We start from the raw sequence: 23336 nt of genomic DNA on the forward strand, positions 1-23336 counted from the left end.
ATCGATCACACCGACTCATCCGCCGAACACCAACGATTGCGCCCCAGCCGCTTCGCCTGATACAGGCAGGTATCCGCCGACTGCAGCAGCATGGCCGGCGTCACTGTGTCGTCAACCGGATGGCGGGTCGCAATGCCGGCGCTGGCCGTGACGTACCCGAGGGGATGCCCGGAGTGTTCCAGTTCCAGCGAGCGGATGGCTTGCAGGATGTCCTCGGCGACTTGAATGGCGCCGGCGTTCTCGGTGTTGGGCAGCAGCACGGTGAACTCTTCGCCACCGTAGCGCACGGCAAGGTCGCCGGGGCGTTTGACCGCTTGCTGGATCGCGCGTCCGACGGCGTTGAGGCAGTCGTCGCCGGCGGCGTGGCCGTAGCGGTCGTTGTAGCGTTTGAAGTGGTCGACATCGAGCATGATCAACGACAGCGATGAGCCCTGGCGCCGGGCCAGACGAATCTCGTCTGCCAGTGCGTTGTCCAGGCGCCGGCGGTTGCCGAGCCCGGTGAGGCTGTCGGTCAGTGCCATGTCGCGCATGGCCTGGTGGGCGGAACGGATCTCCCGCTCCATCGCGATCCGCTGGCGCAGCTGGCTCAGCACGATCAGTCCAAAACCGGCGAGGACCAGGATCAGAAAAATCAGCACGAAGCCGTTTTTCAGCAAGTCCCGACGCCATGGCGCGGTGATGGAATCTTTCGACAGGCCGGCCTCAACCACTAGCGGATAGGTGGTCAAGGCGCGATAGCCATAAAGCCGTTCAGTGTCATCGACCACCGCTCGGATCTGGGCGATGCCTTCGTTGGAGGCGGGCAGGTAAGTCTTGAAGATCTCGCTGTTCGCCAGGCTTTTGCCTACCACAGAGGCGATGAAAGGACGGCGGACCAGAATCGTGCCGTCACGCATGGCCAGCACCAGTGCGCCTTTGTCATCAATGCGGAAATCGCCGTAATAATCGACGAAATAACTGACCTTGACCGTCCCCAACAGCACGCCTGCGAACGAGCCATCAGGGTTGTTCAAGCGGCGGGAGATGGGAATGATCAGGTCATGGGTGGAGCGGCTCTCGACCACCTGGCCGATGCGCACTTGCCGATCCTCGTGAGTGCGGTGGTACTGGAAATAATCGCGGTCGGCGTTGTTGGCTGTTTCGGGGGTGACCTCTTTGTCGGTCACGATCCAGTGGCCATCCGGGCCGTAGATGAACAGGCCGTGCAACTGCGGCATGATTTTCGATTGCTGCACCAGCAGCTTGTGAATGCGCGGGACATCGAGGTTCTGCAGTCCGTCACCTTCGACACGCTCGGCCAGCCCGGCGGTGACCACATCGACCTGGCGAATGGTGTCTTCGGCGTGCTGGGCCGTGGCGCGGGCCAGGTTGGTCACCGAATCGCGCGCAGACGCAAAGACCGAACGATAGTCACGCCACGTCCGCCAGCTCTCGACCGCCAGAAACGCCACGACCACAACCAGCATGAAGCTGACCGTCAGCCGGAAGGTCGAGCCGGCCTTCACAGCTTTGCTGGCGGGGCGCCGCTTGTCGTTTGCAGTTGGCTCTTGCGTGTTGCGTCCGAGCATCAACTTTTCCTTGAATGTCGTTCTGAACGTAATGCTGGCGGACATTATGACAAGGATCGGCAGGAAGTTCGGGACCGCAGCGTGATTGAGCCTCGGTTTGCGCTGATTGTCTCGTCTGAGTTGACGGTTAAACGCTTTGCAGGTGATTTATCGCTTTCAGGCGAGTCATTAATCTGTGCCCATCTTGAACGCAAGCGAACTTCCACAACTAAAAAGGGATTCAACATGAGCACTGCAACCTACAACCGCCTGAACAAAGACGACGCCGTGGTTCTGCTGGTCGATCACCAGACCGGTCTGATTTCGCTGGTCCAGGACTTTTCGCCGAACGAGTTCAAGAACAATGTGCTGGCATTGGCCGACCTGGCCAAATTCTTCGAGTTGCCGACCATCCTCACCACCAGTTTCGAACAAGGCCCGAACGGCCCGCTGGTGCCGGAACTCAAGGAAATGTTCCCGGATGCGCCCTACATTGCCCGCCCGGGCCAGATCAACGCCTGGGACAACGAAGACTTCGTCAAGGCGATTAAGGCCACCGGCCGCAAGCAGATCATCATTGCCGGTGTCGTGACCGACGTGTGCGTGGCGTTCCCGACCTTGTCGGCGCTGGCTGAAGGGTTTGACGTGTTCGTGGTGACCGATGCCTCCGGCACCTTCAACACCACCGTGCAACAAGCCGCGTGGAACCGCATGACCCAGGCCGGCGCACAGATGATGAACTGGTTCTCGGTGGCCTGTGAGCTGCACCGCGACTGGCGCAACGACATTGAAGGACTGGGCAACCTGCTGTCGCAACGGATTCCTAACTACCGCAATTTGATGAATGGCTACGCGGCGCTGACGGCTCGTCAGGGTTGATCGAATACTGCGAAAAATGTGAAAGGCCTGCTCTCAAAAGCAGGCCTTTTGTTTCTACTGCGGTCCTCTAAACGTGAAGGTCATTCGATGGGCGGTGTTCTATACGTTTTATAGAGCCGCTGCACTTCTGGACTGTCGAGGTTCTCGTAGGTAATGCCTTCTTTATCCAGCCCATCCAGACCCTTTATTCCACCGATCATTTCCGGCCATTCGTCACGGCTGGAGATATCGAGAACGTAGGGCTTCAGATAGTCGTCGAGATGGCCTTTGAATGGGTTTTGGATCTCATCACTGAGTGCTCGCAGGTAGTCGTCTTTGTTCGTATTTGACCAATCAATGGCGAATCTCGTGCGGTAGCACAGTTCCATGTAAATGAGCAGGATCGTGCGCCCATTGCCATCCAGAAAAGGGTGAGCAGATGCGAGCTGGCCCATTACTTCTCCCGGACGTTCTCTGAAACGCTCTTTGTTTGCAGCAAGTTCAAGGGCGTATTCCACAGACCTTCTGATGAGGTCGGGACGTTCAAAAACCGTGTGGCGAGGATCGTCTTTTGATCCCTTGAAAACGGCGAGGTGGGGTACGAGTTCGTTCCTGTCCTTTCCGGCCCATGGATAGAAACCGGAAAACAGGATTTCGTGCGTTTTGAGGACAGATTTGTAATCGATGGGTTTTCTCTTGGCCAGATAGGCAAGAGCGTCTTCGAGACTCGCTTCGAAAGCGAGATGTTCAGATTCTTTTACCTCGAGGGGATCTTTCAGCTTCAGTGAATTTTGAAGATAGCCGTTAGTGTCAAAATCGCCGAAAGGGTCGAACATCATGCGCTCAGCTTCTTTTTGGACCGCCTCTTTTCCTCAAGATAACGCCCTTGAAATGTCATGATTTCCCACTTGTTCAGAACACCCTTCCTTTTGAGATTGACGAGTAATTGCTCAACGCCATCCAGCTCAACGACATCACCCGCCAGGCGCGTAATGGTTACCGCCATGCAGCTCACGCTGTCACGGTCGGCGGTGACGTGATGTTCCTTGGCAAGCTTGCGAACCTCGGTTGCAACACTGTCAGCGGCTGGTTTAGTCATTTGGAAAACCCTTGTCTACGTGTTCTGAGCATAGCATGACGCCGGTTCATCAAAAGATGAAGGATCAGAACCAAACTGCAACAAAATCCCCAAGATTGAGCTTCACATCTTTTCATTGCCAGTCGACAATGCGCGCTCTGTTCCGGGGTAGTTCAGCGGTAGAACACTCGGCTCTTAACCGGGTGGGCGCTGGTTCGAATCCAGCCCCCGGACCCATTACAACGCAGGGTCGCAAGGAAGTATGTCCAGGCACGATAGTGAATCGGATGCGTTTGTCGGGATAAATGACGGTTATGCGCACTTTCAACTATCTCGAGCGCTGACCGCGGCACGAGAAAACGACGCTGACCCACAAATGCTTGATCGGATTGAGCGTTGGCGACAGGTTGTCGAGCATCTCGTGCAGGGCAGCGCGCTGTACGGTTCACGCACACCGTTTGCGGATTTGCCCGAATGGGTCACGTTGGAGGTGGCCACTGGCGGCTTTGCCACTGGCAAGCTTCTGGCCGGCGGCGAGTTAACGCTTTATGAGCGCCGGTTGGCTGCATTGATCCCCGGCATTCGCGTCGGGTTTGAACGACTCGATTTAAATACCTGGCATCTTTCAGATGAAGGCGTTGGATCGCTTCAAGAGTGTCTGGCGAAAGGGAATTATCAAATCGATGTGCCGGAAGAGGCTGCACTGCTGACAATTGCCTGGTTTCTGACGCACCAGCGCATCGAGGAAGCACGAACGCTGATTGAGCAGATTGCGCCTTTTTTCGAACGACTACGTTTCTTTCCGACAGTCACTGACAAGCAAGCATTCTCGGTGGCTGAAGTTGAGGTTTTTAATGTCGGTTATATCAGCCAGCGTTTGGCCACCCTTGCACCTCAACCGCGTGTGGCTGTTCAAAAACACGTTGTCGAAAACAGCTTGCCTCTCTACGACGCAGCCATCTCGCTTTTCCTTCTGACCTATCAGGAAAGCTGGCCTTGCAGGTATTACCCTGAGGGTTGGTTCGAACGTGCAATTGCGCTTGGCGCACAGTTTGAAAAGACATTGGAGTCTGATCCCCGCAGTGCAGGCTCCTCCATGAACCGGGTGGTGGAGTTGCATGCATTGCTCAAACAGTGCTCCTTTGATCCGGCATCGCTGACGGGGCGTCAAGTGGGACGCATCCGGAAGATTGTCGATGACTTTCTGGCCAAGCATGGCCATCCAGAATCCGAAGCACACTCCAATAAGCGAGCAAAGCAACGCCATCACGTGAACGCGTCGGCACATCATCTGATTGCCAAGGCTGTCTCCGCGCGTCTGACGAGTTATCCAGACTCTGAAGGTATTTCTGACTTTTCCCCTCTGTTGGAACCCATCACCAATGAGGAGGCGAACCTACATGCATTAATGGTTGGAGACGCCGTTCCCCCCTCGGTTCGTCGACGCCTCGAACGCTGTCGCAAGGGAACCGTCGCGGAGTTGATTGACCAGGGTGTGATTACATCCGGAGATACGGTGGCGCGAGTACTGCCGACCATGACGGCGGAAATCTGTAGTGCGGGATATCGAGATGCAACGCTGAAGACATTGTCTGTCGCTACGTATCGAGCTTTCAGGCGTCGGCGCTCTTTGTTGCTATTGGATATGCAACGTCAGGTAAAAATCGGAGATATTCCGTGGGTGTCAGCGCTTGAATGTGAGTATGACGCGAACGCATCTGCGGTCGAAGGCGCCAAACAGGCCCTGATCGAAGCGTCAGCACTGACTCTCTCGGCGTTTCCACAAGCGATTATTCCGAACAAATTGCTTCAGGAATTTTTGTCTCTGGTTGAAACGGCGAAGCTGGATCTTCCAATCGTGGAGGAGGTCGCGACGGACATCTTCATGGGCGCTTTCTCGAATAAATTCGTGAAGGCCGCCAGGCAATCAGCCCGTATGTTGACTGGATCGCTTTACGCCCGATATTACGATATCGATACGGATCAGTTGGCAGGTCTTCCCGACCCGCCGAAATCGAGGCGCACCAAAACGTATTGGCAACGTTCGACAAACAACAACGATGCGCTGGCCCGACTGTGCGCGCAGCGTGCAAATGTCGATATCGGTACTCGGCATCCTGCAACCAACGGCACCATTATCGAGCAGCAACAGATCGTGACAACACAGAATCTGGCAACACTGTTTGGTGTGCTGGGACTGAGAGAGGTGTTGCATGATCGCCTGAATACAATGGCTCAGTCGTGCTTCGAATGGGTTTGCCGTCGCCAACAAATTCAGATCCAGCTTTACCACGCACGCTTGGTCATGTTGAAAAATACGGCCTATGCCTGGCGTCAGATGATGTTTTATTTGTCGATGCTGGATCCGGTTCAGTTGCAGGGTGCACTCAAGACCATTGAAATGCATTTTGCGGCTCAATCCAGTGAGTTTCAGGAAAAGTTTTTACCGGCCATGATCGGGTTGCGTATAGCAGCATCCGGGCATCCGTTGACTGAGAGTCGCCAGAAGCGCGAAGGCGGGAAGGTGTTTCTCGGATGGACCACTGAACGACACTGGCTAATGCCTTCCTGAAAATTTATCGCCAAGCGAAAGGCCTGCCCTCAAAAGCAGGCCTTTCGCGTTTTCAGAAACGATCCAGCCTGTAAGGCTCGACACTCGGCAGTTCCTCACCCCGAGTCGCTGCCAGCGGCGAAACCATCCGCAACACGAGCTCCGCCGTCACCGCCGCCTGGGTCAACCCCAGATGCTGATGACCGAAAGCGAGCAGTACCTTGCCGTCGTCTGTCTGATCGATGATCGGCAGCGAGTCCGGCAGCGAAGGCCTGAACCCCATCCACGGTGTGGCCGCCTCGGCACTCAACGCCTCACGGAACAATCCCTTGCTCAACCGATGCAATTGCCAGGCGCGTGCCATGGTCGGCGGCGCTTCAAGCCCGGCGAATTCGACGGTGCCCGCCAGGCGCAAGCCTTCGGACATCGGCGTCATGATGAACTTGCGTTCCAGTGACGTAACGGGGAAGGGCAGCCGGTTGTGTTCCTGAGGCAACATCAGGTGATAACCGCGCTCGGTGTCCAGCGGCACTTTCTTGCCCGTCAGCGCTGTCGTCAGCCTGGCCGAGTGAGCACCGCAGGCGATCAGTACTCGACGGGCGTTCAAGTTGCCGGTTCCGGTATTGAGCGAAACGCCCTGTGCATCCAGTTGCCCGCCCTCGACCCGTTGCTTCACAAACTGCACGCCGCTGGCCTTCGCGGCGCTGACCAGTTCACACACCACTCGGTACGGGTCGATGAAGTGCCCGGTGCTCGGGAAAAACAGCCCGCCCTGAAGGTGTTCGCTCAGTTGCGGTGCGCTGTCACGCACCGCAGCCGCCTGCCATAAATCGACCGGCACCTGTTGCTGACGCAAGCGTGCCTGCAACGCTTCAATGGCCGGGCGCGAGTCGGGACGTTCGAACACCAGCAGCGAACCTTCCACTTTCAGCAGGTCGGGCCGCTGGATGTCACCGAGCAACCGGTGCCAGGCCTCCAGCGAGCTTTCATTGAGTGCTCGCAGACCCGCCACGGTGCGCTGGAACGGCGCCGACCGCAGGTTCAGCAACAGTCGAGTGAACCAGGGCAGGGCGCAGGGCAGGTATTTCCAGTCCAGGCGCAGCGGCCCCATCGGGTCCATGAGCATGGCCGGCAAGCGCTTGAGGATCGACAGATCGGCAATCGGAAAAACCTGCTCGGTCGCCAGGTGTCCGGCGTTACCGAACGATGCGCCGTGGCCGGGTTCCTGCGGGTCGATCACGACCACCTGCAAACCCTGTCGCGCCAGACGCAGGGCGCAGGCAACGCCGATGATGCCGGCGCCGACCACGGCGATGTCATGGGTGATGTTCGGCATGGTTTCAGGCTTCCCTCTGGCCATCGAGCAGGCGTCGCAGTGCCAGTGGATTGGCCTGTTTGAGTGCGGAGGGCAGCAAGGCGTCGGGGAAGTCCTGATAGCAGACCGGGCGCAGGAATCGCAGGATCGCTGCCGTGCCGACCGACGTGGTGCGCGGGTCGGACGTGGCCGGGAACGGTCCGCCATGCACCATCGCATCGCACACTTCCACACCGGTCGGCCAGCCGTTGACCAGCAAGCGTCCGGCCTTGCGTTCCAGTGTCGGCAGCAATGAGCGGGCCTGATCCAGATCCTCGTCATTCAGATGCAGCGTGGCGGTCAGTTGACCTTCCAGCTGTTCGAGCACCTGACGGACCTCATCGTGGCCAGCGCATTGCACGACCAGAGACGCCGCGCCAAACGCTTCGGCTTGCAGTGCGTGATCGGCAAGAAAATCCGCAGCATCGGTGACGAAGACATGGGCCTGACCCTGGTTCGGACCTGTTCCTCTCTGGCCGACCACTGCAAGACGTGCGCGCGGATTTTCCGCCAGTGCATTCACGCTGCACTCGTAAGCATTGAAAATGCCGGGCGTGAGCATGGTCTGTGCCGGGCTGCGCTGGATGAGTTCGGCGGCGGCGCCAATGAAGGTGTCCAGCGCCGGCCCCTTGAGGGCGATGACCAGGCCGGGATTGGTGCAGAACTGTCCGGCGCCCAACGTGAGCGAGGCGACAAATCCTTCGGCCAGCGCTTGCGGGCGATTGTGTAGCGCGGCGGGAAACAGCAGCACCGGGTTGATCGAACTCATTTCCGCATACACCGGAATCGGTTCGGGGCGAGCCTGAGCCGCTTTGATCAGCGCGAGGCCCCCACTGCGCGAACCGGTGAACCCCACCGCTTTGATGCGTGGATCGCTGACCAGCGCAATGCCGACCTCGCGCCCGGAACCGTACAACAACGAGAACACGCCCTCAGGCAAACCGCACGCCTTGACGGCCCGAGCCACGGCGCGGCCGACCAGTTCGCTGGTGCCGGGGTGAGCGCCGTGGGCCTTGACGATCACCGGGCAGCCGGCGGCCAGTGCCGAAGCGGTATCGCCGCCAGCGACGGAGAACGCGAGGGGGAAATTGCTCGCGCCGAACACCGCCACCGGCCCCAGCGCAATCTGGCGCTGACGCAGATCCGAACGCGGCATCGGCTGACGCTGTGGTTGGGCGCTGTCGATGCGCACATCCAGCCATTCGCCGGCTCGTACAGTGCGAGCGAACAGCCGCAATTGCTGGCAGGTACGCCCGCGTTCGCCCAACAGGCGAGGGCGCGGCAGGCCGGTTTCGGCCATGGCGCGTTCAATCAACTCATCGCCGAGGGCTTCGATTTCGTTGGCGATGGTTTCGATGAATTCGGCGCGTGCGTCCAGCGCTGTCTCGCGATAGCGGTCGAACGCGGCCCAGGCGAGTGCGCAGGCTTGTTCGACGTGCTCGGCAGAGCCGCCGGAGTAAGCGGGTTCCAGCGGCGAGTCGTTGGCCGGGTTGATTCCCTGAATGATCTCGCGATCACCCGAGATAGTTTGCTGACCGATCAGCAGTTTGCCCGTAAGAGACATGGCAGGTTCCTGGAAAAGAATGAAGGCCCGCCGCGGATGTGGGCGGCGGGCTGAAGCGAAGCGGCCGGTCAGGCGAATTTCTGTTCCGTCGACCAGTTTTCGTACCAGTGACGGAACAGCGCGTACTGGGCTTCCGCGTAGCGACGCTGCGAGTCGCTCAGGGCATCGGTCTCGTTGAAATGCAGGGTGTATTCCTTGTCGCCGTTGAGCACCATCAGGTGTTTGTAATACAGCACCAGATCCGTGCCTTCGTCGAAGGACGACAGCACCGCCAGCGCCGATTCCAGCTCCCGGGCCTGACGTCGTGCCTTGGCGTCACCCTTGGCCGCCTGTTTGCTCAGCGCCACCAGTTGTAGCACTTCGCGAGGCAGGGCGTTGCCGATGCCGGTGATTGCACCGGTGGCGTTGCAGTTGACGAAACCGTGCACGACCTGAGTGTCGACACCCACCATCAGCGTCACGTCATCGTCCTTGGAGGTGATGTGCTCGGCGGCGTAGCGCAGGTCGGCGGCACCGCCGAATTCCTTGAAGCCGATCAGGTTCGGGTATTCGCGGCGCAGTTCGAAGAACAGGTCGGCGCGGGTCGCGAAGCCGTAGTAAGGGCTGTTGTAGATCACCGACGGCAAGTTCGGCGCGGCCTGCAGAATCGCTGCAAAGTGGGCTTTTTGCGCGGCGAGCGAAGCGCCACGGGACAGCACCCGCGGAATCACCATCAAACCCTGAGCACCGACTTTTGCGGCATGGGCAGCATGGGAGACTGCTTCACGGGTGTTGATGGCGCCCGTACCGACAATGGTCGGAATCCCGGCGGCCACCAGGCGTGCCACGCCTTCCTGGCGCTCGGCCTCGGTGAGCAGCGGCCAGTCACCCATGGAACCGCAATAGACCACGGCGCTCATCCCGGTATCGATCAGTTCACGTCCCTTGGCCACCAAGGCGTCGAAATCCGGTTTGCGTGCGGCGGTGCACGGGGTCATCAGGGCGGGCATGCAGCCGGTGAAGATGTTGTCGCTCATTATTGTTCTCCTTAGAACGGTCATTCGGATTGGATTGGAAAAGCAGCGCAGCGGCTCAGATGCCCCACGCGAACGGATCTTCTTCGTCGATCAGCAGCGTGCTGTCGGCGGTCATGTAGGCGCGGCCGGTGATGAACGGGCGCACGCGTTCACCTGCCCATTCGAAGCGACCTTCGAACTGGCTGCCGGTGATGCTTGCCTGTACCCAGCGCTCGCCGGGCGCCAGTTTTTCGTCGACGGCCAGGCAAGCGAGTTTGGCGCTGGTGCCGGTGCCGCACGGTGAACGGTCGTAGGCTTTGCCGGGGCACATGACGAAGTTGCGGCTGTCGGCGTGGTCGTCATCGGCGAACAGTTCGATGTGGTCGATGGCAGCACCGTCCTCGCCATGAATGCCCTGGTCCTCGAGGGCCTTGAGCATTTTCCAGGTGAAGTCGGTCAGGGTTTCGACGTTGTCCATCGTCAGCGTCTGTCCGTGCTCCGACACTAGGAAAAACCAGTTGCCGCCATAGGCGATATCGCCGAGGAAACGGCCGTAGCCCGGCACCTCAACCGCCACTTGTTTGCGCAATCGATAAGCCGGCACGTTGCCCAGGGTCACGGCGCCGTCTTCATGCAACGTCGCGCTGACCGGACCGACCGGCGTGTCGATCTTGTGCACGCCCGGCGCGATCAGCCCCAGGTGCTGCAAGGAGGCGACCAGGCCGATGGTGCCGTGGCCGCACATGCCCAGATAGCCGGCGTTGTTGAAGAAGATTACGCCGCAGGTGGCGTCCGGCGACACCGGTTCGCAATACAGCGCGCCCACCAGCACATCGTTACCGCGCGGTTCCAGCAGGCAGGCCCGGCGCCAGCGGTCGTGCTGGCTGCGCAGGGCATCGCGCTTTTCCGCCATGGTGTTGCCGGGCAGATCGGGGAAACCCTTCATCACCAGACGCGTGGGTTCGCCGCCGGTGTGCGAATCAATGACGTGTACTCGTTTCATGGACGTGTCCCTTCAAATGATTTCAATAAGCGCCGGCAGCGCGCGGGTTGGAAGCGGAGGCCGGCGACGCCGAAGTGACTTCGCTTTCATCCTCTTCGGACTCCAGACGCAGCAGATGCGCCGGTACGCCAGTGGCGGCGCCCCAGTAATAAATGCCGGTGGCGAAAGCGGCGACGACCAGCGTGTCGAAAGGGTGGGCGAGGATGCCCAGACCACCGAAGGTGCCGAGTTTCGACAGGACGATGGTCACGGCGTAGAAGGCGATCAGCCACGCGGATGTACGCACTTGATGGGCGAGGCTCAGATGCTGGGTCGGCACGAAACGACCACACAGCAGGTACACGACAAACATCAGGATCTGCAGACCGAGCAGCCAGGACACGGTGTCCCAACCTGACCAGTAGACGATCAGCGCGGCGATGATGAACGACACCGGCCCGAGCAGGCCCATGCACTTGACCCGGAACGGGCGCGGCATGTCGGGTGCATTGCGACGCAGTGCGGCGACGGTGACCGGGGCCACGGCGTAGCTCAATACCAGTGCGGCGGACACTACGTTGATCAGCGCTTCCCAGGACGGGAACGGCAGGGTCCAGAACACCGACAGGGCAAACGTCAGCCACAGCGCCGGACGCGGGATGCCGGACTTCTCATCGATGCGGGTGAAGATTTTGAAGAAGGTGCCGGTCTGCGCCCAGCCGTAGATCACTCGTGGCGTGGCGTTCATGTAGATGTTGCCGCAGCCGCTGGGCGAGATCACCGCGTCGGCCACCACCAGATAGGCCAGCCAGCCCACACCGAGCGCCAGGGCGATGTCGCGATACGGCAGGGCAAATTCCTTGGAAACCCCGGCCCAGCCATTGGCGAGCAATTCGGTAGGGATGCCGCCGAGGAAAGCCGTTTGCAGCAACACGTAGATCGCGGTGGACAGCAGCACGGAAAGAATCAGCGCAATCGGGATGGTGCGCTGTGGGTTTTTCACTTCACTGGCCACCGAGATGATCGGGGTCAGGCCGAGGTAGGCGAAGATGACGCCGCCGGCGGAAACGGCCATCTCGATGCCCGAGAGCCCGAAGGGGGCGAAGCCTTGAACCTGGAAGTTTTCGGGTTTGAAGAAGGTGAACAGCACGCCGATCACCAGCAGCGGCACGATGAACTTGAACACGCTCACCAGATTGTTGGCCTTGGCGAAGGTTTTCACACTGCGGTAGTTGAGCAGGAAGAACACGCAGAGCAGGCCGAACTGCACCAGCCAGCCCAGCACCGTCGGATCACCGCTGCCGGTCTTGGTCAGGCCGGGAAACCACGCCGCCGCATATTGGCGAGAGGCAACCACCTCGATTGCCACCAGGCTGGAAAACGCGATCAGCGTGATAAAGCCCATCAGGTAACCCAGCAGCGGCCCGTGGCTGTAGACCGGGTAGCGCACCACACCGCCAGCCCGGGGCAGCGCCGCGCCCAGTTCGCAATAGACGATGCCCAGCAGCAACACGGCGAAACCGCCCAGCAGCCAGGAAAAAATCCCGGCCGGCCCGGCAATCGCGGAGACGTGACTGGCCGCGAATAACCAGCCCGAACCGAAGATCGCCCCGAGCCCGATAAAGGTGAGGTCGATCAATGAAAGTTGTTTTTTGAACTTGCCTTGGCCTGACATGGCATCGCCTTCTTGTGAGTTATTGGATAGGCAGGTGTGAAGTCACTGGAACGGCTAAACAGTGAACTCATCAGGCGTCGGGCGATTGATGTTTTGCGCAGGTCTGGATGACGAAATCAGCACAATTGCACTGAACGACAGCAGGCCTCGACAGGCTGCGGACGTTGCTGCAATCTGCACGCGAACGCCGTACAGCCGATCCATCCGCGAAGGAAAAACTGACGATGCAGAACGCATTTGCGATCCTGTGCGAGGGTGATGAGCGCAATCGCCCCCAGACCCTCGAAGCCTTGGTGGCGGGCGTGGCTGCGTTGTTGCCGATGCTGGATGTGATTCCGAATGCAGCGATTTTCATCAAGGATGTCGAGGCGCGTTATGTCATGGCCAACCGCACGCTGGTGCAGCGATGCGGGTTGAAAGACCTGAAACCGTTGCTCGGTAAAACCAGTGCGCAGGTGTTCCCGGCGCAACTGGGGCCGGGCTACACCGAGCAGGATCGTCGGGTGCTGGAAGAAGGGTGGGTGCTGGAGGATCAGCTGGAATTGCACCTGTACGGCAGTCGCGAACCGGGCTGGTGCCTGACCCATAAACGACCGCTGTACAACCGCGACGGCGCGATCATCGGCCTGGCGGGGATTTCGGTGGACCTGCAATCGGCCAGCGAAACCCACCCGGCCTTCGAGCGTCTGGCCGCTGTCGACGAACACATCCGCGCGCATTTCAATCGCCGGGTGACGCTGGGTGAACTGACCCGGATCGCCGGTATCTCGGTGGCGCAGCTGGAGCGCTACTGCAAACGGGTGTTCCACCTGACGCCACGGCAGATGATCCAGAAAGTACGACTGGAACATGCCCATCGCTTGCTTCACACCGACATGCCGATCACCGAGGTTGCACTGCAATGCGGCTATACCGATCACAGCGCTTTTACCCGACAATTCAAGGCCTCGACCGGATTCACGCCGCGTCAGTATCGACAGGCGACGGAACAATGAGAGGCTTGCGAGTCATCGCGGCTAGACTGAACACGTCAGCCCCCTTTGCTGCAGGTGAAACGAGATGAGCGAAATCTGGGTACGCCGATGCTCGTATGGCCTGTGCGCGATCCTGTTGACGCTCACAGCGTCCTGCTCAAGCAAGGCTCACTACGCGACTACCGGTGATCGCTGCTATGCCAAAGCGGTGCCGACGATGGGCGAGGGTGGCCTGGCCTGGGGATCGACCCTGGGCCAGGCACAGAAAAAATCCATGGATAACTGCATGCGCTACGCCGGCCGCTCCGGCGGCACGCCTGGTACCTGCCAGGTGGTGGTGTCCAAGTGCAAGAATTGATAAGGCGCGATAGCCGCCCGAGCCATATTGACCGGAAAGGACTTCAGTGAATCTTCATCTTGAAATCGAGCGGATTTTTTCCGAGCAGGCCTTCGCAAGACCGCTGTTTTATTCCTGCCCGGGAGGACTGCGTTTCGAACTCTCCGAAACGGGAGGGATGATCGAACAGTTCCTGTTGGCCTTGCGAAAATCGACCGAGATCTGCACCGACATTTTCAGTGGCGAGTCCACGCTGGTGACCTGTCTGCGCTTTCACTCCGGCGGTCAGCGATTTGCCCATCGAGCGTTGCTTCAGGCCCTTCGGTCGGCTGGCATCGAGATACCTGCAGAACGCTCGATCTGGAGTGAACGCACTGATCCGGATGACTGGTTCTGCGAAAGCGACCCCGAGTACTGGATCAACCTCGCATTCGAGGCGCCCGCAAGGTCGCTTCAAGCATTGCTCTGGTGCGCACTGGCCACGGACTTTGGCGCCATTGCGCCGAATCCACGCTGCGCGGTCTACCTGTTCAATTTGAAGGCCGAAGTGATGGTTTTCCCTTACGACGACCGAGGAATGGACGTGGTCGGGCCCAACAAGGATCTGCTTTCAAAGCTGTATCACCGGCATCAAGCGTATCTCCTCGATTACGACCGGCCCGCGATGGACGCTGACTTCGCGGGCGCTGCCTGAGATTGGCCCCGAGCCCTTGATGCCGATCAGAGAGGTCCGAGGGCTCAAGGGCATTTGAATCAAGTCCCGTTCACTAGGTGCGTTGCAAGGCCCGCGACACGTACATTTTGGTAATCATTGACACCATCTCTTTCGCCCCGAAACAACGGAAGTAAAAGTAGCCGTAGTCGGTTTCCAGACACACAATCTTGGTCATGAACCCCCATTCCAGGCTGACCTTTCGAATCGATGCCATGGGGATTTCAATATCCAGAACCCCGTCCTGAACCATACGGTTCATGGCATTGGCGTTCATGAAAATCGTGGAGTGGGTCACCGTCACCTTCCCGCCAACCCAGAGTCCGCTGGGGGCCAGAAAATTGACCAGTTTCGTCTTCAATACTGCTTCGGCCATCCCTGCATCTCCCTCGTTCAAATCACAATCCAGCATTTCAGCCGCCTGTTTACCTGACAAAAAACAAAATCACCATGTGTTTACTTCGTTCATTCATACGTCGCAGTTCTCACTGCCCGTTTCTGTCTGTCTGGAGTTCTCTCGATGCCCTCGCTCAAAACACTGCCCGCTGCATTGCTGGGGCTGGCCCTTGCTTGTCCGGTGGAAGCTGAGTCTCAGAGCATGGAGTTGGGGCAGGTGCTGATCGGGGCTGAGGATCAGAGCGGCGAAGACCTTTCGCTGGAGGAGGCCAAGGCCCGGTTGGCACAGGTGCCCGGTGGCACCAACGTGGTCGATATGCGCCGCCCGATGCAGGGGCGGGTGGCGAGCAATCAGGATGTGCTGGCGTATCAGCCGGGGGTGTATGCCCAGTCGGCGGGCAACGAGGGGGTGAAAATCTCGATTCGTGGTTCGGGCATCAATCGGGCTCCTGGTGCTCACGCGTCGGGGCTGTACACGATGCTCGACGGTCTGCCGCTGACCGGCCCCGGTGGCACACCCTATGAATTGCTGGAACCGCTGTGGCTCGACCATGTGGAAGTGCTGCGCGGTGCCAACGGTTTCGATCGTGGGGCCCTGGCACTGGGTGGTGCAGTCGATTACGTCAGCCACACCGGCTACGACGCGCCTCGGTTGAATGTGCGCTACGTCATGGGCAGCCACGGTTATGCCCAGCGGCAAGTCAGCTCGGGACAGGTGCTGGGCGACTTCGATTACTACCTGTCGATGACCGATGCACACTCCGACGGTTATCAGGATCACACCGCGAGCAAGAGCCAGGGCGTGATTGCCAACTTTGGTTATCGCTTCAATCCGAATCTGGAAACCCGCTTCTACATTCGTCACCGCGAGACCGACAACGACCTCGCCGGGCGGGTGACCAAACACGCCATCGAGCACGATCCACGGGCGGCCAACCCGGCCTACGTGACGCGCAACGACAGCCGCGATCAACCCGGCAGCACCTTCATCGGCAACAAGACCACGTATTACATCGACGACGATTCGAGCATCCAGACCGGTCTGGTTTATCACGACTACCCGATGGACCTGCGTGAAGGCCCGAACCGTCTGAAAGTGGCGTACACCGATGTCAGCGGCACATTCGACTACAAGCGCCGCGACACCCTCTGGGGCCTCGAAAGCCGCAGTACGGTCGGCCTGCGGGTGACCAAACATTTGCCTAACGACGGTGCGAGCGAGCTGGTGCGGATTCCCACCGGCAACACCGCCGGCTATGCGCCGGGTACGCACATGCGCAACTTCACTTATCAGGGTTCGGATTCTGTTCTGCATGTGGGCAACGACCTGGAAATCGCCGACGACCTGTGGCTGACCACCGGCCTCGCCGCGATCTACACCCGCCGCGAAAGTGCCGTGACCTATCCGGAGGGTGGCGGCAAGACCAGCCTCGGTGACTGGGACTACGCGCCACGCCTGGGTCTGCGCTATCAGGTGACGCCGGACCTGCAACTGTTCGGCAACCTCAGCCGCTCGGTCGAAGCGCCGCATCCGTGGTCGCTGATCTACAGCTCCAACGTACGGTTCCCGGCCGGCAGCGGCGCCGCCACCGGTACCCAGCGTGATCCGGTCAAACTGCAGAACCAGACCGCGACCACCCTGGAACTCGGCGGCCGTGGCGACAGCGCACTCGGCGAATGGAGCCTGGCGTGGTACTACGCCCAGGTGCGCCACGAATTGCTCTCGGTATTGCCGGACGCCAACGCCACCACGCCTTATGAACTCAATGCCAGTCCTACGGTGCATCAAGGTGTGGAGGCGAGCCTCAACAGCAATCTGTGGTCAGCGAACGACGGCGGCAAGCTGAGCCTGCGTCAGGCCTACACCTTCAGCGATTTCCATTACCGCGACGACGATCGCTTCGGCGGCAACCGCTTGCCGGGCTTGCCGATGCATTACTACCAGGGCGAATTGCGCTACGACTTCCCGCAGGGCTTCTTCGCCGCCGTCAACACGCAACTGGTGTCGAAAGTCGCGGTGGATTACGCCAACAGCTACTACGCCGACCCTTACGCCACCTTCGGCGCGACCCTCGGTTACAACGCGCCCAAGGGCGACTGGCAGACCTGGCTGGACATGCGCAACCTGACCGACAAGCACTACGCCGCTACAGTTACGCCGGGCTATGACGATAAAGGACTGGATGCCGCACGCTCAACGCCGGGCGAGGGCATGGCGATGTATGTCGGGGTGTCGTGGAGCTTGCTCTGAGGCTGGTGCTTGAGTGTCAAACCCTATCGATCAGTTATCTCTGGTGCATGGAACCAAAAATGAAATTGCGATTCTCCTGGGAAGAAGCGTTCGACGACTTGTTTCCGCACTGTAGTTCAAACGTCATGAAGGACGATGGTGCGAGCCCTTTGTCTTGCATCCTGACCGATGATGGGGGCTGCGGGCATATACACTCGCTGGAGTGGATAGACGTGGGTCTGGCGCGGATCAAATCGGTGAAGGAGTCAAAGGTCGAATTCGATAGCTGGGGTCGTGAAGATTGGGGATCAGAGTTTTCAAAGGACTCCGTAAAGATCTATTTCCTGATGGAAGACGATTATTGTGAATTTCTCAGTCTGGAATCCTTTGAAAAAGCCTTGATGGCATGGCGGGATTTTATTGTGTTGCCACCCGATAAAGAGGTGACACGAGAGCTGGAAATTTGAGCCTGGCCGGCGATCGGGAGAGTGTTCAGCCATCCAGCAATGGCGTACCAAGACCGGTTTCGCTTGCCTGACGTTTTTACCCGACACCCAATAGCTTTCGGCATCCCTGCCTTTGCAGTCTGACGGGGTAACCCTCAAACAATATCGTCGATCAGAATATGGTGCTGCCCGCGGCTGCATTGCTCGATTCGTGCCTCGACCTTGTAAACCGTGCGCAGCATCGGCTCGGTGATGACTTCATGGCTCGGCCCGCTGCCATGGACCGTGCCGCCGGCAATCACCAGCACCTGATCGGCAAAGCGCAGCGCCTGATTCAGGTCGTGAATGGCGATGAACACGATCACTTCGCGCCGGCGCGCCAGGGCTTTCATGAAGTTCAGCACCTGAACCTGCCGGTGCATGTCGAGTGCGCTGGTGGGTTCGTCCATCAACAGGACTTCCGGCTCGCGCACCAGGGTCTGGGCGATTGACACCAACTGTTGCTGGCCGCCGCTCAGTTCGCCGAGGTTGCGGAACGACAGCTCGGTGATCCCGAGCGCATTGAGAATCTCGTCCACCAGTTGCAACTCATCGTCGTGAACCGACCAGTTGGGCGTCAGTTGCTTACGCGCCAGCAGCACCGATTCGTACACCGTCAACCGCGCGCTGGCATTCAGGCCTTGGGGCATGTAGCTGATGCCTTGAGTGCCTTTTTTCGAGCCTTCGAGAATCACTTCGCCCGGGCCATCGATCAGCCCGGCCATGCGTTTGAACAACGTCGATTTGCCCGCCGCATTGGGCCCGACCACCGCCACGACCTGGCCGCCGGTAAACGTCGCGGTGCTGACACCGGAAATGATCTCGCGCTGCCCATAGCGGGCGCCGAGGTTGTCGAGCCGGATCTTCACCATGAGTTTTTCTTTCCGTTGAGAATCAGAGAAATGAAGAACGGCACGCCGATCAGTGACGTGACCACGCCGATGGGGAATATCGCTCCCGGAATCAGCGTCTTGCTGACCACCGAACTGGCGGACAGGATCAGCGCACCGGTCAGCAACGAGGCCGGCAGGAAAAACCGCTGATCCTCGCCAATCAGCATCCGCGCAATGTGCGGCCCGACCAGCCCGATAAAACCGATCGTGCCGACGAACGCCACCGGAAACGACGCGAGCAGGCTGACCATGATCAGCGTCTGAAAACGCAGGCTGCGCACGTTGATGCCGAAGCTGGCGGCCTTGTCATCGCCCAGACGCAGAGCCGTCATCGCCCACGCGCGTTTGGCGAAGATCGGCAGAGTGATGAGGATCACCACGCAGATCACCCCGAGTTTCGGCCACGTGGCTTTGGTCAGGCTGCCCATGGTCCAGAACACCACGGCCGCCACGGCTTGTTCGGTAGCGAAGAACTGCACCAGCGCCAGCAGCGCATTGAAGGTAAACACCAGGGCGATGCCGAGCAGCACGATGGTCTCGGCCGTCACCCCGCGACGCATGCTCATGAAGTGGATCAGCAGTGCCGAGAGCATCGCCATGATGAACGCGTTGAGCGGCACCATGTATTGCGCCGCCAGCGGAAACAGCGCCACGCCGAAGGCCAGCCCGAGGGCCGCACCGAAACCGGCCGCCGCAGAAATGCCGAGGGTGAAGGGGCTGGCGAGCGGGTTGTTGAGGATGGTCTGCATCTGCGCACCGGCCAGCGACAGCGCCGCGCCGACAGCGACCGCCATCAACGCCACCGGCAGACGGATGTCCCACATCACCACGCGCACTTGTGCCGATGCGGTATCCGGTGAAATCAGCGCGCCAAGCACTTCGCTGAGGCTGTAACGGGCCGGGCCGAGCGCCAGGTCGAGCAGCACGCTGAAGATCAGCAGCACGGACAGCCCAAGCAGAATCAGCCGTTTACGCAGCACCAGTCGACGGTAAGTGACACTCTGCACAATCGGTGCTTCGCCCAGCGAACTCATGGTTTGGCCTCGGTTTTTTGCAGACTGACGAAATAGCCCGGTTCGTAAGGCACTGGCAGAAACCGCTCATGCAATTCGCGAAACGCGGCATCCGGATCAAGATCGGCGAACAGTTCCGGGTGGAACCACTTGGCCAATTGCTGAATGGCCACGAACTGGTAAGGGCTGTTGTAGAACTGGTGCCAGATCGCATGAAAGGCTTGAGTGTTCTGCGCCTTGATGCCGGCATAGGCCGGGCGCTGGGTGTACCAGGCCAGTTTGCGCCGGGCTTCGGCCAGGTCCGCGCCCGGGCCGACGCCGACCCAGTGACCGCCCGGCGCAAAGGCTTCCCAGTCGGCACTGGTGACCACAACATGGTCGGGGTTGGCGACGATCACTTGCTCAGGATTCAGTTGCCCGAAGGTGCTCGGAATGATCCGACGGGCGATGTTGTTACCGCCGGCCATGTCGACGAAAAGACCGAAGTTCTCGTTGCCGAAACTCAGGCAGCAGTCATCGGTGTAGCCGCCTATGCGCTCGATGAACACGCTGGGACGGGCAGGGTGGCGCTTTTCGATGACGTCGGTGACGCGATGGATCTGCTGGTTACGAAAATCGATGAAGGCCTCCGCGCGTTGTTCCTTGCCGAACAACTTGCCGAACAGGCGCATGGTCGGCTCGGTGTTTTGCATGGGGTTGTTGCGAAAGTCGACGTACACCACCGGGATGCCCAGGGCGTCGAGTTTCTCGATGTAGCGTGCATCCTCGGTCGCGTGTTGGGCTTCGATGTTGAGGATGATCACGTCAGGCTTCTGGGAAATCGCCTGTTCGATGTCGAAGGTGCCGCTCTCGAAACCGCCGAAGGTCGGGATCTTGGCAATGTCGGGGAATTTGCGCAGGTAGGCGTTATAAGTGTCCGGGTCCGACTGGATCAGGTCCTTGCGCCAGCCGACGATGCGTTCGATGGGGTTCTGCGTATCCAGCGCGGCCACCAGATACAACTGCCGACCTTCACCCAGAATGACCCGCCGGACCGGCAAGTGAACCTTGACTGTGCGGCCCTGCAAATCAGTCACGCTGCCCAGGGCCGGATCCGGCTCGGCAGCCTGCGCGCTGCTCGGCATCAAGGAAGACAAGGACAGGCCCAGCAGCCCGGCGAACAGCAGGGCGGCGAAGGTCTGGCGGCGGCGAAAAACGTTAACCATGGTGTATGCCTTTGCAAAAGCCGGATCGGACCACGACGCCAGGCGCCGCACCGGGCCGGACGTTTCAGAAATCGACAGTGGCCGAGAGCAACAGGGTCCGAGGTGCGCCTTGAGAGAACGCGCCGTAAGAGGCGACGCCTGACCAATATTCTCGGTCGAACATGTTCTGCACGGTGGCCCGGAAAGTGGTCGGTCGTTCGGCGATGCGCGTGGCGTAGCGGGCGCCGACATCGAAGCGGGTCCAGGCGTCCAGTTGTTGGGTATTGGCTTGATCGACGTATTGGCTGCCGGTGTAAATGGCGCCGCTGGTCAACGTCAGGCCTTCGACTTGCGGGACGTCCCACTCGGCCCAGAGGTTGGCTTGCACTTCGGGAACGCCAACCGGTTTGTTGCCACGGTTGGCGGCGACGCCGGTGCGGGTCAGTTCGCCGTCGAGCAGCGTCACGCCACCGAGCAGGCGCGTGCCTGATGCGATCTCGCCGGCCATGTTCAGTTCGACGCCACGGTTGCGTTGTTCGCCATTGACCGCGAACACCCCGGATGCCAATTCGCCGCTGGGCTTTTCAAGTTGAAACAGGGCGATGGTGGACATGAAACGGCCGTAATCGAGCTTGACCCCGACTTCCTGCTGCCGGGACACATAAGGGGAAAAGATCTCGCCCGCGTTGGAGGCGGCGGACGGCGCGATGTCACCCTTGCTCAGGCCTTCGACGTAGTTGTAGTAGAACGCGACATGGTCCCAGGGCTTGACGACGACCCCGAACAGCGGCGTGGATTTGCTCTTGTCGTAATGTGTGGTGACGAAGCCGGCCGCGTTGTAGTTATCCGATTTGATGTTTTGCTGACGCACGCCGAGGGTGACTTGAAGGCGTTCGTCGAGCATCGACAGGGTGTCGGCGAGGGCCACGCCCGAGAGTTCGCTTTCGGAGACCTTTGGCGTATCCGGTTTGGCGATCGCGGGTTTCGGGCGGTCGATCGGGTGGTAGATGTTCGACAGGATCGCCGGCCCGGAAATGATGCCTCGGGACAAGTTATCGCGGTAACGGGTGACTTGCAGGGCAGCGCTGTGACTGATCGGCCCGGTGTCGAAACGCAGGCGTGCACCCGCGTCGACGGTGTAGCGCTGGACTTCGAATTTGTAATAGCCGGGGATCGACGAGGTGTCGCCCGCTTCGTTGATGATGGTCGGTGTCTGGTCGGACATGCGCGCGACATCCGATCGGCCTCCGCCAGCATGGGCGAACAGCGTCAGGTTGTCGTTGAGGTCGTATTCGCCACCCAATAACGCCGATTTATCGCGGGTTTCCGACCAGCCCCATTCCTGGCTGACGCTGGTGCGCCCGTTGGCTGCTGAAGGAATCTCCACGCCGGGGGCGATCAGAAACGGTCGGGACGCGGCGTCGAAGCTCTCTTTCTGGTTGATCAGATCCAGTGTGGTGCGCAGGCGGTCGCCCTGATAGTCGAGGGAAATCGCGCCGATGCCGACTTCCCGCGATTGTTTGTCGATGGCCGTTTCACCTTGCTGGACGCTGCCATTGATTCGCACCCCGAACCGGCGTTCTTCGCCAAAGCGCCGACTGACATCGACGTGACCGCCGACCTGGGTATTCAAGGCGTAACTGGTGGTAAAGCGGGTCAGGTCTTCGTCCAGCGAACGCTTGGGCACCACGTTGATCACGCCGCCAACACCGCTGTTGGGTGACATGCCGTAGAGCAGGGCGCCGGGGCCTTTGACCAGTTCGATGCGCTCGGCGTATTCGGTGAACACCCGGTAGTTGGAGGCCACGCCGTACACGCCGTCGAACGCCAGTTCACCGAGGTTGCCTTCGCCGACGGGAAAGCCACGGATGAAGAACGAGTCGACAATCCCTCCGGCCTGACCCGTGGAACGCACCGAAGAGTCACGCTCCAGCAAGTCGCCGACCGTGACTGCCTGTTGATCCTTGATCAACGTCGAGGTGTAGCTGCTGACGCTGAACGGGGTGTCCATCGCGTCGCGGTTGCCCAACATGCCGAGGCGTCCACCGCGAGCGACCTGACCGCCCGGGAGCACCGATGGCAAGCTGTCGCCGCGCCTGTCGGTGCCTTCGATTGTGGTGTCCGACAACGTGACCCGGCGTACCACCAGCGTCCAGGTGCCGTCGCTGCGGGCGACCATTTCCAGGCCGCTGCCCTCCAGCAGGCGGGTTACCGCTTCCTGTACCGAGTAGCTGCCGGACAATCCCGGGCTGACAAGGCCTTCAGTGATCGAAGGCTGAAACGACAGGGCAATCCCGGCGTCCACGGCAAAACTCGACAGGGTTACGCCAAGCGGCCCAGGCGCGATGTTGTAGGCTCGAACGGTGACCGCGTCCAGTTGCGTCGGTCCGGCGGCCAGAGCGAACGTGCCACCGGCCAGGCCCAGCACGACGCTGAGCAACACACTGCGTAGAACGGGCTTTAGTAGCAGACGATCCGGAGGCAAGGGTCGTGCAACGAGCATGAAGG

20 protein-coding genes and 1 tRNA gene are annotated in these 23336 nt (G+C 60.0%); 8 read left to right on the top strand and 13 right to left on the bottom strand.

From position 1 onward, the window contains the following. Positions 1-5: 5 nt before the first annotated feature. Positions 6-1568 (bottom strand): sensor domain-containing diguanylate cyclase, encoded by a 1563-nt coding sequence (locus tag AC1RMX_RS28095; RefSeq protein WP_192560586.1) that lies wholly within the window; start codon positions 1566-1568, stop codon positions 6-8. A 225-nt stretch (positions 1569-1793) separates the two neighbouring features. Here AC1RMX_RS28095 and ycaC point away from each other — a divergent pair, with 225 nt between their 5' ends. Further along, positions 1794-2426 (top strand): isochorismate family cysteine hydrolase YcaC, encoded by a 633-nt coding sequence (ycaC, locus tag AC1RMX_RS28100; protein WP_085708478.1) that lies wholly within the window; start codon positions 1794-1796, stop codon positions 2424-2426. A gap of 80 nt (positions 2427-2506) precedes the next feature. Here the strand turns inward: ycaC and AC1RMX_RS28105 are convergent, their stop codons facing one another. Both AC1RMX_RS28105 and AC1RMX_RS28110 read right to left on the bottom strand, forming a co-directional pair. Next, positions 2507-3244, bottom strand: a complete 738-nt coding sequence (locus AC1RMX_RS28105) for a Fic family protein (protein WP_273538356.1) — start codon at positions 3242-3244, stop codon at positions 2507-2509. After that, positions 3241-3504 (bottom strand): hypothetical protein, encoded by a 264-nt coding sequence (locus AC1RMX_RS28110; protein ID WP_096820674.1) that lies wholly within the window; start codon positions 3502-3504, stop codon positions 3241-3243. Before AC1RMX_RS28110 ends, AC1RMX_RS28105 begins: the two co-directional genes overlap by 4 nt. A gap of 141 nt (positions 3505-3645) precedes the next feature. On the opposite strand from AC1RMX_RS28110, the gene AC1RMX_RS28115 reads away from it, so the two are divergent. Then, positions 3646-3720 (top strand) — tRNA-Lys (locus AC1RMX_RS28115). A gap of 25 nt (positions 3721-3745) precedes the next feature. Then, positions 3746-6055 carry a hypothetical protein gene (locus AC1RMX_RS28120; protein WP_493073741.1) on the top strand — a complete coding sequence of 770 codons (2310 nt, stop codon included), beginning with the start codon at positions 3746-3748 and terminating at the stop codon, positions 6053-6055. A 52-nt stretch (positions 6056-6107) separates the two neighbouring features. Here AC1RMX_RS28120 and AC1RMX_RS28125 read toward each other — a convergent pair whose 3' ends face one another. The 5 genes from AC1RMX_RS28125 to AC1RMX_RS28145 form a co-directional block, all read right to left on the bottom strand. Continuing rightward, positions 6108-7370 carry an NAD(P)/FAD-dependent oxidoreductase gene (locus AC1RMX_RS28125; protein ID WP_493073742.1) on the bottom strand — a complete coding sequence of 421 codons (1263 nt, stop codon included), beginning with the start codon at positions 7368-7370 and terminating at the stop codon, positions 6108-6110. A 4-nt stretch (positions 7371-7374) separates the two neighbouring features. Continuing rightward, positions 7375-8952, bottom strand: coding sequence for an aldehyde dehydrogenase (NADP(+)) (locus tag AC1RMX_RS28130; protein ID WP_493073744.1), 1578 nt, complete (start codon positions 8950-8952; stop codon positions 7375-7377). Between the two features lie 68 nt (positions 8953-9020). Further along, complete coding sequence (locus tag AC1RMX_RS28135) at positions 9021-9968, bottom strand: dihydrodipicolinate synthase family protein (protein ID WP_493073745.1); 948 nt, start codon at positions 9966-9968, stop codon at positions 9021-9023. Between the two features lie 55 nt (positions 9969-10023). After that, on the bottom strand, positions 10024-10950 hold the full coding sequence (locus AC1RMX_RS28140) for a 4-hydroxyproline epimerase (protein ID WP_096820679.1): 927 nt from the start codon (positions 10948-10950) through the stop codon (positions 10024-10026). 22 nt (positions 10951-10972) lie between these two features. Continuing rightward, the gene (locus AC1RMX_RS28145) at positions 10973-12604 is read right to left on the bottom strand and encodes an APC family permease (RefSeq protein ID WP_493073747.1); all 1632 of its coding nucleotides are present in this window, start codon (positions 12602-12604) and stop codon (positions 10973-10975) included. A gap of 224 nt (positions 12605-12828) precedes the next feature. Between AC1RMX_RS28145 and AC1RMX_RS28150 the strand changes: the two genes are divergently transcribed. The 3 genes from AC1RMX_RS28150 to AC1RMX_RS28160 all read left to right on the top strand — a co-directional run bounded on the left by AC1RMX_RS28150 (position 12829) and on the right by AC1RMX_RS28160 (position 14609). Next, a complete protein-coding gene (locus AC1RMX_RS28150; protein ID WP_096820681.1) occupies positions 12829-13599 on the top strand; it encodes an AraC family transcriptional regulator in 771 nt (256 codons plus the stop codon). Positions 13600-13663: 64 nt separating this feature from the next. Then, the gene (locus AC1RMX_RS28155) at positions 13664-13936 is read left to right on the top strand and encodes a DUF4189 domain-containing protein (protein ID WP_096820682.1); all 273 of its coding nucleotides are present in this window, start codon (positions 13664-13666) and stop codon (positions 13934-13936) included. A gap of 46 nt (positions 13937-13982) precedes the next feature. After that, a complete protein-coding gene (locus AC1RMX_RS28160; RefSeq protein WP_493073748.1) occupies positions 13983-14609 on the top strand; it encodes a DUF3885 domain-containing protein in 627 nt (208 codons plus the stop codon). A 73-nt stretch (positions 14610-14682) separates the two neighbouring features. On the opposite strand, the gene AC1RMX_RS28165 is transcribed toward AC1RMX_RS28160, so the two are convergent. Further along, positions 14683-15003, bottom strand: a complete 321-nt coding sequence (locus AC1RMX_RS28165) for a hypothetical protein (RefSeq protein ID WP_102622474.1) — start codon at positions 15001-15003, stop codon at positions 14683-14685. 144 nt (positions 15004-15147) lie between these two features. Here AC1RMX_RS28165 and AC1RMX_RS28170 point away from each other — a divergent pair, with 144 nt between their 5' ends. After that, positions 15148-17274, top strand: coding sequence for a TonB-dependent receptor family protein (locus AC1RMX_RS28170; protein ID WP_493073749.1), 2127 nt, complete (start codon positions 15148-15150; stop codon positions 17272-17274). Between the two features lie 59 nt (positions 17275-17333). After that, on the top strand, positions 17334-17720 hold the full coding sequence (locus tag AC1RMX_RS28175; RefSeq protein ID WP_096820685.1) for a DUF5376 family protein: 387 nt from the start codon (positions 17334-17336) through the stop codon (positions 17718-17720). A gap of 134 nt (positions 17721-17854) precedes the next feature. On the opposite strand, the gene AC1RMX_RS28180 is transcribed toward AC1RMX_RS28175, so the two are convergent. The 4 genes from AC1RMX_RS28180 to AC1RMX_RS28195 form a co-directional block, all read right to left on the bottom strand. Continuing rightward, positions 17855-18610 carry an ABC transporter ATP-binding protein gene (locus AC1RMX_RS28180; protein ID WP_493073750.1) on the bottom strand — a complete coding sequence of 252 codons (756 nt, stop codon included), beginning with the start codon at positions 18608-18610 and terminating at the stop codon, positions 17855-17857. Then, on the bottom strand, positions 18604-19665 hold the full coding sequence (locus AC1RMX_RS28185) for a FecCD family ABC transporter permease (RefSeq protein WP_096820687.1): 1062 nt from the start codon (positions 19663-19665) through the stop codon (positions 18604-18606). The genes AC1RMX_RS28180 and AC1RMX_RS28185 overlap by 7 nt, the downstream gene beginning before the upstream one ends. After that, a complete protein-coding gene (locus tag AC1RMX_RS28190; protein WP_493073751.1) occupies positions 19662-20849 on the bottom strand; it encodes an ABC transporter substrate-binding protein in 1188 nt (395 codons plus the stop codon). Before AC1RMX_RS28190 ends, AC1RMX_RS28185 begins: the two co-directional genes overlap by 4 nt. Before the next feature lie 64 nt (positions 20850-20913). Continuing rightward, positions 20914-23331, bottom strand: coding sequence for a TonB-dependent siderophore receptor (locus AC1RMX_RS28195; protein WP_493073753.1), 2418 nt, complete (start codon positions 23329-23331; stop codon positions 20914-20916). Positions 23332-23336 lie beyond the last annotated feature (5 nt).

This window comes from Pseudomonas sp. GW822-FHT03F04 (genome assembly GCF_058801405.1).